At 64.8% G+C, this 13,025-nt stretch carries 14 protein-coding genes; 6 read left to right on the top strand and 8 right to left on the bottom strand.

What is annotated here, in order from left to right; all coding sequences use genetic code 11:
• Positions 1-40 precede the first annotated feature (40 nt).
• Together AC6I6S_RS02460 and AC6I6S_RS02455 are read right to left on the bottom strand one after the other, a co-directional pair.
• On the bottom strand, positions 41-1,276 hold the full coding sequence (locus tag AC6I6S_RS02460; protein WP_497948142.1) for a cation:proton antiporter: 1,236 nt from the start codon (positions 1,274-1,276) through the stop codon (positions 41-43).
• Positions 1,277-1,311: 35 nt separating this feature from the next.
• The gene (locus AC6I6S_RS02455; RefSeq protein WP_497948141.1) at positions 1,312-1,806 is read right to left on the bottom strand and encodes a cation:proton antiporter regulatory subunit; all 495 of its coding nucleotides are present in this window, start codon (positions 1,804-1,806) and stop codon (positions 1,312-1,314) included.
• 118 nt (positions 1,807-1,924) lie between these two features.
• Between AC6I6S_RS02455 and AC6I6S_RS02450 the strand changes: the two genes are divergently transcribed.
• On the top strand, positions 1,925-2,119 hold the full coding sequence (locus AC6I6S_RS02450) for a hypothetical protein (protein WP_497948140.1): 195 nt from the start codon (positions 1,925-1,927) through the stop codon (positions 2,117-2,119).
• Between the two features lie 71 nt (positions 2,120-2,190).
• Here the strand turns inward: AC6I6S_RS02450 and AC6I6S_RS02445 are convergent, their stop codons facing one another.
• Both AC6I6S_RS02445 and AC6I6S_RS02440 read right to left on the bottom strand, forming a co-directional pair.
• Positions 2,191-3,891 carry a cation:proton antiporter domain-containing protein gene (locus tag AC6I6S_RS02445; RefSeq protein WP_497948139.1) on the bottom strand — a complete coding sequence of 567 codons (1,701 nt, stop codon included), beginning with the start codon at positions 3,889-3,891 and terminating at the stop codon, positions 2,191-2,193.
• On the bottom strand, positions 3,884-5,614 hold the full coding sequence (locus AC6I6S_RS02440; protein WP_497948138.1) for a cation:proton antiporter domain-containing protein: 1,731 nt from the start codon (positions 5,612-5,614) through the stop codon (positions 3,884-3,886). The genes AC6I6S_RS02445 and AC6I6S_RS02440 overlap by 8 nt, the downstream gene beginning before the upstream one ends.
• 269 nt (positions 5,615-5,883) lie before the next feature.
• Between AC6I6S_RS02440 and AC6I6S_RS02435 the strand changes: the two genes are divergently transcribed.
• Together AC6I6S_RS02435 and pyrF are read left to right on the top strand one after the other, a co-directional pair.
• Positions 5,884-6,585 carry a phosphatase PAP2 family protein gene (locus AC6I6S_RS02435; protein ID WP_497948137.1) on the top strand — a complete coding sequence of 234 codons (702 nt, stop codon included), beginning with the start codon at positions 5,884-5,886 and terminating at the stop codon, positions 6,583-6,585.
• A 112-nt stretch (positions 6,586-6,697) separates the two neighbouring features.
• Positions 6,698-7,498, top strand: coding sequence for an orotidine-5'-phosphate decarboxylase (pyrF, locus tag AC6I6S_RS02430; RefSeq protein WP_497948136.1), 801 nt, complete (start codon positions 6,698-6,700; stop codon positions 7,496-7,498).
• Between the two features lie 3 nt (positions 7,499-7,501).
• Here pyrF and AC6I6S_RS02425 read toward each other — a convergent pair whose 3' ends face one another.
• Entirely contained in the window at positions 7,502-7,816 is a 315-nt protein-coding gene (locus tag AC6I6S_RS02425; RefSeq protein ID WP_497948135.1) for a hypothetical protein, read from the bottom strand.
• Entirely contained in the window at positions 7,816-7,995 is a 180-nt protein-coding gene (locus AC6I6S_RS02420) for a hypothetical protein (protein WP_497948134.1), read from the bottom strand. Before AC6I6S_RS02420 ends, AC6I6S_RS02425 begins: the two co-directional genes overlap by 1 nt.
• Positions 7,996-8,144: 149 nt before the next feature.
• Here AC6I6S_RS02420 and AC6I6S_RS02415 point away from each other — a divergent pair, with 149 nt between their 5' ends.
• Positions 8,145-8,663: a J domain-containing protein gene (locus tag AC6I6S_RS02415; protein ID WP_497948133.1), complete on the top strand. Its 519-nt coding sequence runs from the start codon at positions 8,145-8,147 to the stop codon at positions 8,661-8,663.
• Here AC6I6S_RS02415 and AC6I6S_RS02410 read toward each other — a convergent pair.
• Positions 8,642-9,058 carry a DUF7344 domain-containing protein gene (locus tag AC6I6S_RS02410; protein ID WP_497948132.1) on the bottom strand — a complete coding sequence of 139 codons (417 nt, stop codon included), beginning with the start codon at positions 9,056-9,058 and terminating at the stop codon, positions 8,642-8,644. The two genes, AC6I6S_RS02415 and AC6I6S_RS02410, sit on opposite strands and share 22 nt — an antisense overlap.
• A gap of 185 nt (positions 9,059-9,243) precedes the next feature.
• On the opposite strand from AC6I6S_RS02410, the gene AC6I6S_RS02405 reads away from it, so the two are divergent.
• Positions 9,244-10,443 (top strand): DUF7504 family protein, encoded by a 1,200-nt coding sequence (locus AC6I6S_RS02405; protein ID WP_497948131.1) that lies wholly within the window; start codon positions 9,244-9,246, stop codon positions 10,441-10,443.
• 55 nt (positions 10,444-10,498) lie between these two features.
• A complete protein-coding gene (locus AC6I6S_RS02400; protein WP_497948130.1) occupies positions 10,499-12,571 on the top strand; it encodes a hypothetical protein in 2,073 nt (690 codons plus the stop codon).
• A 26-nt stretch (positions 12,572-12,597) separates the two neighbouring features.
• Here AC6I6S_RS02400 and AC6I6S_RS02395 read toward each other — a convergent pair whose 3' ends face one another.
• Complete coding sequence (locus tag AC6I6S_RS02395; protein ID WP_497948129.1) at positions 12,598-12,732, bottom strand: DUF7503 family protein; 135 nt, start codon at positions 12,730-12,732, stop codon at positions 12,598-12,600.
• Positions 12,733-13,025 lie beyond the last annotated feature (293 nt).

Below are 13,025 nucleotides of genomic sequence, written 5' to 3'. Positions count from 1 at the left end.
GAAAGGGAGTCAGCGGACTTGAAGCTGTCCGTTTCGGGCGTTAATCGTCGCTCGGTTGTGGACTGCTGGACTTCGACTCGAGACGCGGGACGACCACGGACTCGATGCGATCGGAGTACTGCATGAGCGTGGTGCCGAGGATGCTCATGAACAGCACGTAGCCGACGGCGAAAGCGTTGATCTGGGTCGCCGTCTCCGTCGCCAGGCCGGTACCAGCACCGGCGATAGCGATACTCGCGATGATCAGCGAGAACTCCCCGCGGGTCACCATCCCGAGGCCGACGCGTACGGAGCGACGCTCGTCCAGGTCGTACACGCGACCGCCGAGGTAGCCGCTTACGAGTTTCGTCGGCGTCGTCAACACGACTGCTGCGGCGACCATCGTCGCCACGCCTGCAAAGAGGAACGGGTTCGTCACCAGGCCGATCCAGAAGAAGAATACGGCGGCGAACGTGTCCCGGACGGGTTCGAGCAGGCGCTCGAGTTCGTGGACGTGGTCGGTCGAGGAGAACGCCATCCCGACGAAGAAGGCGGCGACGGCCTCGCTGACGCCGAGCGCGAGCGCCGCGCCGGCGATCAGGACCGTAATGCCGATCGCCCGCAGGACGAAGTATTCGTGGGAGTCGGTCTCGAGGGACTGTTGGAAAAAGGCGGTTCCGAAGTGGACGAACAGCAGGAGCACCATGATAAACACGACCGCGATACCGATGTCGCCGGCCGCCTCCCCCAGGTTGCCCCCACCGAGGACGAGTGCGCTCGCGACGACGAGATAGATCGCGATGAAGAGGTCCTCGTACACGAGCGTGCCGAGCATCGGATCGGCTTCGTCGTTAGCGATCCAGCCGAGGTCGATCAATGATTTGGTGATGATCGCCGAAGAGGAGATGTAGACGATCCCGGCGACGAGAAACGCCGGCAAGAACTCCCCGAACAGGGCGTAGCCCAGAACCATCCCGACCCCGAAGTTGATGATGAGATCGTAGGTGCCGGCTTTCCCGATTCGGTTTTTCGCGGCGAGCAACCGTTCTAAGTTGAACTCAAGGCCGAGGAAGAACAGCAGGAAGACGATCCCGAGTTCGGCCCCGAGGTGGATGAAGTCGGTTTCCACGAGATACCAGGAGCTGACCTGCCCGAGGAGGTGCTCCCCGAGAAGCATCCCGATGACGATGTAGAAGGGGATCACCGACTGCTTGAGCTGATTTGCGATGAGGCCGGCGAGGGCGACCGCTGCGAAGAGCACCCCTACGTCGATCAGTGCGGTGCCTTCAGCGGCCACTCACGTCCACCTCTTGCTGGCTCGGCATCGGTTGATCACCGTGTCTCGTCGTTTCCGAGGAGCGTTTCGAACTCTTTGCAGTCGTCCTGGTCACCGACGACGACGAGCGTGTCGCCGGCCTCGATGACCGTCTCGGGTGTCGGTGGCGCGATCACCTCGTCGTCGCGCTGAATCGCGACGATCGAGACGCCGATCCGTCTGCGCACGTCGGCCTCCGCGAGGCTCTTTCCGGCGAGTTCCGACTCTCGAGAGACGCTGAACCATTCGATGAACGTTTCGTCGGAGAGCATCGTCTCCACGCGATCCGTCTGAACCGGCTGGAAGTACGCCCCCTCGAGGATCGTGCCGACCGTTCGGGCGAGTCGATCCGGGAGTTCGAACAGTTTGTCCGAATCGGCGTGTTCGGTCGGCTTCAGAAACACCTCGCGCTTGCCCGTGTTGTGCGTGACGATGACGAGACGTTCGTCGCCCTCGAGTTCGATCTCGTACTTCTTCCCGACGCCGGGGAGATCGCTTTCGTAAATAGTCATATCTCGTCGTCGTCGCCCGCCGATAATAAAATACGTCACTCTGGATCGGCCACGGGTTCGCATCGAGAACCCCGCCGACACCGGTAGCTCTTTCCGAACGGTCGTCGCGACGATAGCTATGCTCGAGGCAGTCGAACCGGTGCGTCTCGCCCGGAACCTGGGTCTGTACGCAGTCGGCGTCCTGCTCGCGATCGCTGGCGCGCTCGGGCTGGCCGCCGCCATCGATCTTCCAGCGATCGCGTCCGGACCGTTACTGCTTCTCGGCCTCGCAATCGTCATCGCCGTCCACGAGTACCTCGACGGGCCGTTCTGAGGAGACGCCCACGAAACCCTCGCCGGCTGCCGAGACGACGAGTGGGGCGTCCCGACGGGCCAGCGACGACGTCAGTACCGCTCGCCCTGGGTGGCGAACCCGTACCGCTCGAGTTCGGCCAGCCGGTCGAGGTGGTCCGCCCTGAGATCCGCCCGGCCGGTCTCCGCTTCGACCAGGGTTTCGATGACCTCGACGAGCTGTTCGCCGGCGAGGATGTCGGGGACGGTGACGTACATCGCGCCCGCCTCGAGGAGCGCCTCGGCGTCCCCGGCGTCGTCCGACCGAAGGATGACGTCCGCATCCGTCTCGAGTTCGAGTACGAACGCCGAAAGCGGGGGGTGATCGACCGTCGAGATCACGAGCGCGGCGTCCTCGACCCGCGCCTTCTCCCACGGATACGCCGACAGAGCGTCGCCGAAGACGTACTGCTGACACTCGACCGCGAGGCGGTCGCGAAACACCGGGTCGTTCTCCATGACGACGTACGGCTGGCCGAGGTCCTCGAGGGTCTCGACGAGACGTCGCCCCTGTCGTCCGTAGCCGAGGACGATCACGTGGTCGGTGATGTCGTCGTCGACGCGGCTCTCCTCGTCGACTTTCCGAGTTCGCTGTTCGGTGAAAAACCGCGAAACGAACGCCGCGTAGAGGTCCTCTTCGCGCCGTCGGACGAACGCGGTGAGCAGCATCGTCACCGCCGCCGCGAGAATGATCGCGTCGAACATCGGCTCCGCGATGGTTTCGGTCACGATGACCGCCTGTATTGCGATGATGAGCGAGAACTCGCTGACCTGGTTGAGACCGGAGGTCGCGAGGAACGCGGTTCGCGTGTCGTACCCCTCGTAGACGAACGCCAGCAGCAGGACGACCGGGTTGATGAGTATCACGAGTGCGACGAGCGCGATCGCGATGGTCGCCATCTCGAGCGTGGGGATCGAGACCAGCGCCCCGATCGTGACGAAGAAGATCGTAACGAAGAAGTCCCGGATCGAGTCGATCCCGTTTCGGACTGAGAGCGACTGGGTTTCGTCGTTTCTGATGGCGACGCCGGCGGCGAACGCGCCGACGACGATCGAGATGCCGAGGAACTCCGCCGCGGCGAGGAAGGCGACGAGTATCGAGATGCTCCCCATCAGGACGAGTTCGTCCGAACCGTCGGTGACGCGAACCAGCAGCGGGAAGCCGTGGCGGTAGAGAACGACGGCGGCGAGGAGCAACACGACGCCATAACCGATCTTCGCGGCGACCGCGTCGCCGGTCAGCGCCTCCGTGCTCAGGATCAGTACTAAACCGATCGCGACGAGATCGTCGAAGAAGTGGATCGAGGAGGCGAGCCGTCCGTGAACGAGGTTGTCACGGATCTCGGTCTCGAGCAACCCCGTGCCGACGATCGTCGAACTCAGCGTGACGGCCGCGCTGAAGTAAATCGCGTTTCGCAGGGGGTCGGCGAAGCCGTAGAACTCCGCGAACAGATAGCCAACGACGAGCGCGATCGGAGCGACGACGAGCAGTTGCATGATAGCCGCGATCTCGCCGTCTCTGAGCACGGACTGGACGTCGCCGAGATCGAGACGGATGCCGAAGACGAACACGAGGAAGGCGATTCCCCACTGCGCCAACACCAGCAGATCGTCGGTACCGATGGTCCAGCCGATGGCGATCCCGGCGAGGAGGTAGAACGGCACCGTCGGGAGCCGGAACTGATTCGCGATCAGCAACAGCACCCCCGCGGCGACGAAGATGAGTCCCAGGTCGACGATGAGCGCCTCAACCATCGGTTTCACCCCCGTCGCCGACCATGTCGGCTGCCGGTTCGTGTTCGCCGCGTCTGAGCCGCTGTACGTCGTCGTTGATCGTCTCGTCGAACGACGACCGATCGGAGAGATACCGCTCGAGGTACTCGCTGACCATCTCGGCGGTCAGGTGCGTGCTCATGATGACGTACGTCGCCCCGCGATCGTAGAGCGCGCGGGCGTCTGCGATGCGCTCGGACTCGACGAAGACGGCCGCGTCCTCGTCGACCTCCTTGAGCAGTTCCTCGTTGACCTCCCGTTCGACGCTCGAGCTCAACACGAAGCTCGCTGCCGCGAGGTTCGCTTCCTTGCGAATCTCGGCGTGGCGGAAGTCGCCGAAGACGTAGTCGTACTCGGCGTCTTCGGCCCTGTCGATGTGCCTCGTCTGGCGATCGATGACCACGACGTCGTCGTAGCGCTTTGCGAGGATCGGCAGCACGCGCTCGGTGATCTCGTCGTAGCCGATCGCGATGGCGTGGTCGCTGTACGTGGCGATCTCCGCGTCCCGATCGTCTTCGGATTCGAACCGGCGGAACCAGGGCTCGACGCGCTCGTAGATCGCGTGGTTGTTGGCGACGATGTACGTCGAGACGGTCATCGTCATCAGCGCCATCAGCGTGAGATAGCCCAGGATCTCTGGGCCGATGTACTCCTGTTGAAGGGCGAGTGCACCCACAATGAGCGAGAACTCACTGACCTGAACCATGTTGATCGAGGCAAGGAACGTCGGCTCGACGCTGAACCCCTCGCGGTCGATGAGGTAGAACATGATCCAGAAGTTGCCTACCATCAGCACCACCGAGGCGACGATCGCCTGCCACCAGTAGGCGAAGAGGCTCGCGGCCCCGCCCTCGATCTGGAGGCCGATGCTCGCGAAGAAGACGAGGATGAAGAAGTCGGTGATCGGGGTGATCCGATCCTCGAGTTCCTTGCTGTAGGGGAGCTGTGCGAGGCTGATACCGGCGAGGAACGCCCCGATTTCGACGCCGCCGTCGAACTGGCTCTCGGCGACGGCGATGAACAGAAACGCCCACGCGATGGCGACGATCAGGAAGACGTCCTTGTTGTCCGCGACCCGCCGGAACAGCCGTGGGAGGACGTACCTCGAGGAGAGAAACGAGACGACGCCGATGACCGCGATCAGCGAGAAAATCACCGCGAGGGTCTCGAGAATCTCTCCGGCGTTGTCGAGCGATTCGGCACTGAACATCGCGAGAACGATAACGAGGTAGATGTCCTGGACGATGAGAACCCCGACGTCGATTTTGCCAGGCAGCGAGGTGATCTCGTCCTTGTCGGAGAGCACCTTGACGATGATCGGTGTCGCGCCGAACACCGTCGCCAGCGAGATGACGATGATCTCCAGGCTGTCGAACCCGAGCGCGAGCGCGACGAGAAACGCCAGCGCCGTCTGGAGCACCGTCTGTCCGATCGCCACGTTCGTAATCGGGCGCAGGATCTCGCGAATGTCCGAAAATCGCATCTTCATTCCGAGGAGGAAGAGCAGAAAGCCGAGTCCGAGTTCCGCCATCAGGTAGACGAGGCCCTCGTCGGTGACGATGTCGAACGCTACCGGCCCGAGGATCACGCCAGCAGCGATGTAGGCGATGATCGTCGGCTGGCCCAGCTGGCGGACGACGATTCCGATGACCGTGGCGACGACGATGATAATCGCGAAGTCGGCGGCGAGAGCGATCTGGCTCATCGAGAACCCCGGCTCATACCGGCCGGTTTGCTAATGCGAGGTAAATACGTTGGCTTCCCGGCTGTAGCGGCGTCGGCTGGTCCCGGTCTTGATTGCCGGTCCCGGTCTTGATTGCCGGTTCCGGTCGCGATTGAGCTGTCGCGCCCCGTCCCTCCTCGAGCACGTACCAGTACTGCTAAGAGACGGGCGCATCAACGCTGTGAGAGAACGGTCGACGGCCCGCCGTCGGCGCGGCCCTCGACACCGGACGACGCGACTCACCGCCACCCATGGACAGAGACCTCGGAATCACGCGCGCGATCCGCCAGACCCTCCCCGAGTGGTCGGTCCCGATCTTCGAGGCGACCGCGCTCCTCGGCGACGAACTCCTGATCGTCGCTGCACTGCTGGGATACGCCGCGGTCGACGCCTATCGCTCGATCCGAAACGGGTCAGAGCGCCCGCTCTCGAGGCGGACCGGCTTCGTCCTCGCGGTCGTCCTCGGTGGGCTGGCGTTCACCCTGATCCTGAAGGCGTCGTTCGCCTTCTCGCGCCCGCCCGAGTCCCTGCAGGCGGTGCCCCGCGACGGCGACGGCTTCCCGAGCGGGCACACGATGGCCGCGACGATCTGCTGGGGGGCGCTGGCGCTCTGGGGGACCGTCTCTACCCGCCGCCGCCGCCTCCTGGGTGCGGCTGCCGTCGTCGCGCTCGTCGGCGTCTCGCGGCTCGCGCTGGGCGTCCACTACTTCGCCGACCTCGTCGCGTCGGTGCTCTTCGGGACGGCGTTCCTGCTCGGGGCCGGAACAGTCCTCCTCGACGATCCCGAGCGGGCGTTCGCCGGCGCCGCCGTGCTCGGTGGTCTCGCGGTGCTCGTCACCGGTGGGGCGAGCGATGGACTGCTCGCGTTCGCCGGCTGCGTCGGCGGCGCAGTGGCCTGGTGGGCCGTCAACCGCCCGGAAACCCGAAACCTCTGGTCGACGGTCGCGCGGTGAGTTCGAGCCCTCGAGGAACCGCCGCGGGCGTGGTCGGTCGCTCGGGGGCCAGTCGGCGCTCGAGTCCACGCCGATAGCAAGTTTTTCGACGGTCCGGCGGCCACTCCGCTCCATGAACTTCTTCGATCGGCTGCACGACCGGATCGTTTCGGTCGACAGCGTCGTCTCGGTGGGGCTCGACCCCGATCCGAAGCGCATCCCCGACCACCTTCGAGAACACGACCTCCCCCGGTGGGCGTTCAACCGCCGGATCATCGACGCGACTCACGAGCACGCCGCCGTCTACAAACCGAACGCGGCGTTCTACGAGGACCCCGACGGCTGGGCCGCTCTCGAGGAAACCGTCGCCTACGCCCACGGAAAGGGCGTTCCGGTGCTGCTCGACGCGAAGCGGGCGGACATCGGGAACACGACCCGCCAGTACGCCCAGATATTGGAGCGAGTGGACGCGATCACCGTCAACCCCTACCTGGGCCGGGATTCGCTGCAGCCGTTCCTGGCGAACGAGGAGGCCGGCGTCTTCGTCCTCTGTCGGACCTCGAACCCCGGCGGCGCGGACCTCCAGGACCTCGAACTCGAGACGGGCGAACCGCTGTACGAGCGGGTCGCCGCGCTCGCCGACCTCTGGAACGAGAACGACAACGTGGGGCTGGTCGTCGGGGCCACGAAGCCCGAAGAACTCGAGGAGTTGCGCGAACAAGTGCCCGATCTTCCCTTCCTGGTTCCCGGCGTCGGCGCCCAGGGCGGCGACGCGGAGGCGGCCGTCGAGTACGGGCTGGCCGGCGGTGTCGGCCTCGTCAACTCCTCGCGGGGGATCATTTTCGCGGGTGAAAATTCGGGCGAGGACTTCGCCGCGGTTTCCGGACAGGCCACGAAGCGGCTGAAGGATCGCCTGAATCGGTACCGGGAGTGAGCGTCAGTCGGTTTCGGCGTCGTCTCCTGTCTCTTCTGCGTCGTTTTCCGAGTCGGAAGTGGTTGCCGACTCGCAGTCGCGGCTCACTACTCGCCCGACCAGCCGCCCCTCGACCACCCGGCCGACGACTTCGACTTCGACCGGCTCCGACGGCGGCCGTTCCTCGAGGCGCTCGAGTCCCTCGCAGACGAGCAGATCCATCGGGCTCCCCGCGTTGGGGTGGTCGGCGACGAGGTCGCCATCTCGCTGCTCGAGGGTGAGACAGAACGTCTCGCCGACCGCCAGCGACTCCGAGACGAGATCCCGTATCGAGGTCATCAGAACCGGTGAGTGTCGACTTCGTCGGAGCCGCGATCCGGCTGGGCCTGGGCGGCGCAGTCGGCACACAGTCCGAGCCCACGCTCGTAGTGTTGCTCGCAGGCCAGCGTGCCGCAGTTGTCACACCGTTCTTGGGCCGGCCGCGACTCACAGATCTGACAGAGGCCACTGACGCTCATACGACAGGAGACGGGATCGACTGGCTTGAAACTGGTCCCGGAATAGCGTGGTTTCGCTGTGGGCGACTGTCGTCGGTGGGAGAGTTGCCGACAACCGGTGCTGGCGAGGTCAGCGTGAAGTTTAGGGCCGTCGACTCCCTAACTGGGCTGTGCATCGCTCCCCCCTGGTTCTCGGGCTCGCCGCAGTGTTCGCGGGGCTAACCGCGTTGCTCGCCATCGGCGCACTCGTCAGCGGACAGCTGATCGCGCTGTTCGTCGCGGCACCGCTGGGGCTGACGAGCTACTTCATGTACTACCACGGGAGCGGGAAGCTCGCGCGAGCGATTCGTCACCAGCAACACGCGCGCCGTCGACGGACCGATACGCGCGGCGGCTTCGGCGCCGGTCCGCGCACGCGTCGCGGCCCCCAAACCCGCGCGGAGCGAACGGCCCGAAGCCGGTTCGGGACCGACAGACGTGCCGGCGACACCAGCACGCGGCCCCCCGAATCCTCGAGCGGACCCACCCGATCCGAGGCGCGCTCGGTCCTCGGGCTACCCGCCGACGCCGAGCGGGCCGAGGTCCGGAAGGCGTACCGCGAGAAGGTCAAGGACGTTCACCCCGACCGCGGGGGGGACGAAGCCGAGTTCAAGCGGGTGACCGCGGCCTACGAGCGACTGTCGGAGTAGTCTTCCTCGAGCGATCGACAGCACTCGAGGAGTTCTGTGACGACCGCCGGTAACGGGCTCCGTCTGATGGCACCGCTGCGGCGGTCGTACTCGATCAACCCTCGATTTCCGAGCTTCGGAAGGTGATTGTGAGAGAGTTCGATGAGAACGGCCGATCGCTGTGCCGACGTCGGTTCGCCATCCACCTCCTGGGCGGCGATCGTGGCCGCGACGGTTTCCGTACTCGTCACTTCGCCTTCCGAGAGACAACCCAGCACCGCCCGACGGCGGTGGTGGCTCAGTATCGAGAGCAGGGCGTCGACATCGGTTCCGCGGTCGAACTCGCCCACTGGATCGAACCGACGCTCCGAACCGTGTCTCCGGTTGCCGGTGTCTTCCGTTCGGTGATCGACCATACACATGGAACTAGCAGGGACGGTAATAAGACTGTCAGAGAAATACTCCCGCCGCCTGTTCGAAACCAATAGCGACCGACGTCGGTGAACGATACTATTTCCAATCGTTTCACCCGTTGATATCATGGTCGCAACCGAGAGACAATCCGCGATGTTTTCGTATTCGTCTCTCGTACACCGGGAGGATGACGAACGATCGTTCTTCGCGACCGCCGTCAGTCGGTCCCGATCTTCCCCCCTCCATCACCGACGTCGCTCTCGACGGCTGTGACAGTCCGGGCCTGGCGGTGATCACGGCGACCGCGGCCGCCCACGAGGTCGAACCAACCGATCTCCCTCCCCTGAACGAAACGGTCGACATGGACGCGCTCGATGCGCTCTTCGAGTGGCAGTCATCGGACACCGCCTGGCCGGTCGTCGAGTTCTCCTACGCGGACTGTCGGGTCCGACTGGCTCCCGACCGGACCGTCGAACTTCTCGATGACGAACCGGTCGGTCGATGGACACACGTCTCCCCGATAGCGACCGCACCGGACCGGAGCCTGTTGGCCGACGTGGTGCTGGCACTGTCCGAGCGGGCTGAGCGAGAGCCGGACCGGGTACGAGAGGAACTCCTCGAGTTGCTCGACGTCGACGCGCTGCAGGCGCTCAACCAGCCGCGTGCGAACGGGATCCGACGCGAGGGCACGTCGGTCCGGTTTTCGACGCTCGGGATCGACGTTCTCGTCGATCCAGACGAGACCGTCTCCATGGGGCCGGCGCCCGAACGGCTCCGACAGACGGGTGGCAACGTACTGGTCGCCGGCGACGTACCCGACGCGCTCGCCGAAGCAGCGAGCATCGAACTGGCCGGCACCTCACAGCAGCGGCGTCTGTTCACAGTGCTGGACCGCGGTGTCGAGGCCGTCACTGATCAGCTCTCCCCCACGACTGCGACCTCTGCACACGTGATCAATCACGCCAGGGAGCTTCGATCGGCCACCGCCGCCGTCGATCCGGACCCCGTGCTTTCGGTCACTGACGTTTCGGGTGACTTCGAGGACGTCAGTGAACTGATCGGCGAGAAGCTCTCCGCACTCGCCACGGACAGAGACGGCGATCCGCCACTGTACTTCTCGCTGAGTTCGCTTCGTCCGATCGTCGAAGCGATGGACGCCGACGGCGTTCGGCGATTTCTCGACCCGATCTGTACGTCGGTTTCGACCTGCGGCGCGCTCGGGGTGTACACGATGCCCGTCGACCGATCGACGGCGCCGGTTTCCACACTCGAGGCATCGTTCGACGCGACCCTCGAGTTGCGACTTCACGGAACCGTACCCGAACAGCGCTGGCACCTCCACGGGAGCGAGCACATCACCGACTGGACCCCCGTGCGGGAGGAATGAGAGGGGGTAAAGCGTCGGCGCGTTCCGCCGGGGAGACCCGCAGCGTGGGCCGCCAATGAACCCGACGTTTCCGACCGACGATGACCGGCCGGGGCTCACCGTCGTCGACCCCGTCCAGAACAAGCAGTATCCGCTGAAGACCACCGACCGAGTCGCGCCGCGAGAGACCAGTCTCGAGGCCTTTCACTTCCCCGTCGACACCGCAGTCGAGTTCTCCACGGAACGGTTGGTGTTGCCGTACGTTGTGCCCGTCTGCGTCCGCAACGCAAGCGGAGAGATGGTCGCCGAAGCCGGACACTACGCCTACGAGTCGCTCCCCGAAGCGGAGTACGTCTTCGAGTTGACGGCACCGATCAGGCTGTACGTCCGCGTCCGAAGCGAGGCGTTGATCGCCTCCTCGGACGACCGCATGGAGTTCGATTTCGGCGACGACACGCACATCCGACTCGGCGCCCGCTCGCACCACGATCGGCCCGCCGGAACCGTCGAGACGACGGCGCGACCCGCTGACCTCGCCCGCGCCGTTTCGACGTTCGGCTCGGCGCTGAAGACGACCAGTTGCGAGCGGTCGCTGCCGTCGCTGCGCGGCCACCCGCCCCGGCTCGAACTCGGGGATTCCGTGCGAATCCCCGAGGGGTTAGAGCCGCCGGAGACCGGCGTCGAGATAGTCGTGCCGCCGGATCGGACGTCGGTGTTCGCGGCGACGCCCCTCGCGTACTACCTGGGAGCCACGGTCCGAACGGGAACGCAGCCACGACTCCGGACGGCCCACGGGCTCGAGCACCCGCTGGGCGACGGCGAGAAGGGATTCGAACGCGCGGTCGAGCGAACGCTCACGCGCGCGTTCTTCCTGGACTGCGTAACCCGGACGGAAGGGCTGTACAGGATCGACCTCGCCCAACGGGCTCGTCTCGAGGAGCGCGTCGATATCGCCTTCGACGAGCTGTACGACGCCTCGCTCGCCGAACAGCTCGACGCGTATCTCTCGGTCCCGTTCGACGCAATCGAGGACCTCCTCCCGCGGTGGCAGCTGGTCACGCACGCGACCCCCGACCCGGAGAACGTCTCCGCGCTGCCGTTTCTCGCCGACGAACTGTCGTTCATCAGGGAGGCGCCGGGGGGCGCCCCCTCGGCGACGGAGCGGCCGTCCGTCCGGGTCGCAGACGGCGAATTCACGCGCTCGTGCTCTCGCTCGGGCGAGGACGCGCGCCACCGGCCGACGGTCGACTCGTTCGTTTCGCCCCCCGACGTCGACGCTTTCGAGCAGGCGTGGCTCGGCGAGGGGACGCCGATCGGCGCGAACAAACTCCTCCAGGCGGGCTTCGAGCACGGGCTCGAACTGTCGCCCTCGACGGAGGGGGTAGAGATCACGATCGTTTGCAACGACGATCAGATGGCCTCGGAACTGGAGGACGGCCTCTACGGCGACCGCGACGAACTCTCGTTCGACGTGACCGTTCACCGGAACCTCGAGGTCGACGCGCTCCGATCCACCCTCGCGGAGTCTCGAGATTTCCTCCACTACGTGGGGCACGTCGAGAACGGGGCGTTCGTCTGCCCCGACGGGAATCTCGAGGCGAAATCCCTCGAGGAAATCGCCGTCGAGACGTTCCTGATCAACGGCTGTCAGTCATACGAGATCGGCGCCCGGCTGGTCGCAGCGGGGGGCGTCGGCGGCATCGTCACGCTGAGCGACGTCGGTAACGACGACGCGATCGCCGTCGGCCGGCTAGTGGCGCGCCTGTTGAATATCGGATTCACGCTCCGCTCGGCCGTTTCGATGGCCCGGTCCTACCGACTCGTCGGGAACCAGTACGTCGTTATCGGCGACGGCGGGGCGGCCGTCGCGCAGTCGGGCGGCGGCGTTTCGAACCGCTGTCGGGTCGAAGCGGTGGACGACGATCGCTACCGACTCGAACTGTACCCGTACCACTCACAGGACGGGATCGGCGGACTCTGCATACCGTACCTCGACGGCATCGACCAGTACTTCCTGGCGGGTCACGGGCTGCCGGCGCTGGAACTGTCCGGCACCGAACTGTATCGGTTCTTCCAGCTGGAGCAGATCCCGGTCGAGTACGACGGCGCGTTCTACTGGTCGTCGGACGACCGATTCGAACGCCTATAAAACCGTATTACGCGATTACGTCGCGGTTACGTGATCGATCCGTTGTTACCGGCGGCAACCGTTCCCGCCTGCGAGAGCAGCAGGCAGATGGTGAACAGCGCGCCCATCAGGCGTGGGTGTTCGGCGAGGTACGATCGTAAGATAGTGTTACTGTCGGACATGACATGCATCTCTTACGGCCGGGAGATAATATAATTATCTGAGAAAATCAGGAATAAAATCACTTGGTTCTTATCGAACGTCGTCGTATTTCTTTCACGTTCATTCCGGATATATTGTATATTACCCGACATCCCGATCGCGGACGTCGGCCCCGAAAACGGCCGCAAAAACCTTCCTACCCAGTAAATACGTTCTTTATCGGGGTATAACACCATTACTTCCGGTCGGGCGTTTCTACTCCGATCTCCTTCGACGGATGCGGGCGCGCGATTGCGACAACGCGAGTCGACCC

It is taken from the genome of Natrononativus sp. DTA114 (genome assembly GCF_059736515.1).
The sequence above is the reverse complement of the archived record's forward strand: the minus strand, read 5'-3'. Positions and strand labels throughout refer to the sequence as shown.

Excerpts from the sequence above, each read along its gene's own strand:
- AC6I6S_RS02455 (WP_497948141.1), bottom strand. The coding sequence starts at position 1,806 with ATGACTATTTACGAAAGCGATCTCCCCGGCGTCGGGAAGAAGTACGAG.
- AC6I6S_RS02450 (WP_497948140.1), top strand. The coding sequence starts at position 1,925 with ATGCTCGAGGCAGTCGAACCGGTGCGTCTCGCCCGGAACCTGGGTCTG.
- AC6I6S_RS02445 (WP_497948139.1), bottom strand. The coding sequence starts at position 3,891 with ATGGTTGAGGCGCTCATCGTCGACCTGGGACTCATCTTCGTCGCCGCG.
- AC6I6S_RS02440 (WP_497948138.1), bottom strand. The coding sequence starts at position 5,614 with ATGAGCCAGATCGCTCTCGCCGCCGACTTCGCGATTATCATCGTCGTC.
- AC6I6S_RS02435 (WP_497948137.1), top strand. The coding sequence starts at position 5,884 with ATGGACAGAGACCTCGGAATCACGCGCGCGATCCGCCAGACCCTCCCC.
- pyrF (WP_497948136.1), top strand. The coding sequence starts at position 6,698 with ATGAACTTCTTCGATCGGCTGCACGACCGGATCGTTTCGGTCGACAGC.
- AC6I6S_RS02425 (WP_497948135.1), bottom strand. The coding sequence starts at position 7,816 with ATGACCTCGATACGGGATCTCGTCTCGGAGTCGCTGGCGGTCGGCGAG.
- AC6I6S_RS02420 (WP_497948134.1), bottom strand. The coding sequence starts at position 7,995 with ATGAGCGTCAGTGGCCTCTGTCAGATCTGTGAGTCGCGGCCGGCCCAA.
- AC6I6S_RS02410 (WP_497948132.1), bottom strand. The coding sequence starts at position 9,058 with ATGGTCGATCACCGAACGGAAGACACCGGCAACCGGAGACACGGTTCG.
- AC6I6S_RS02405 (WP_497948131.1), top strand. The coding sequence starts at position 9,244 with ATGACGAACGATCGTTCTTCGCGACCGCCGTCAGTCGGTCCCGATCTT.
- AC6I6S_RS02400 (WP_497948130.1), top strand. The coding sequence starts at position 10,499 with ATGAACCCGACGTTTCCGACCGACGATGACCGGCCGGGGCTCACCGTC.
- AC6I6S_RS02395 (WP_497948129.1), bottom strand. The coding sequence starts at position 12,732 with ATGTCCGACAGTAACACTATCTTACGATCGTACCTCGCCGAACACCCA.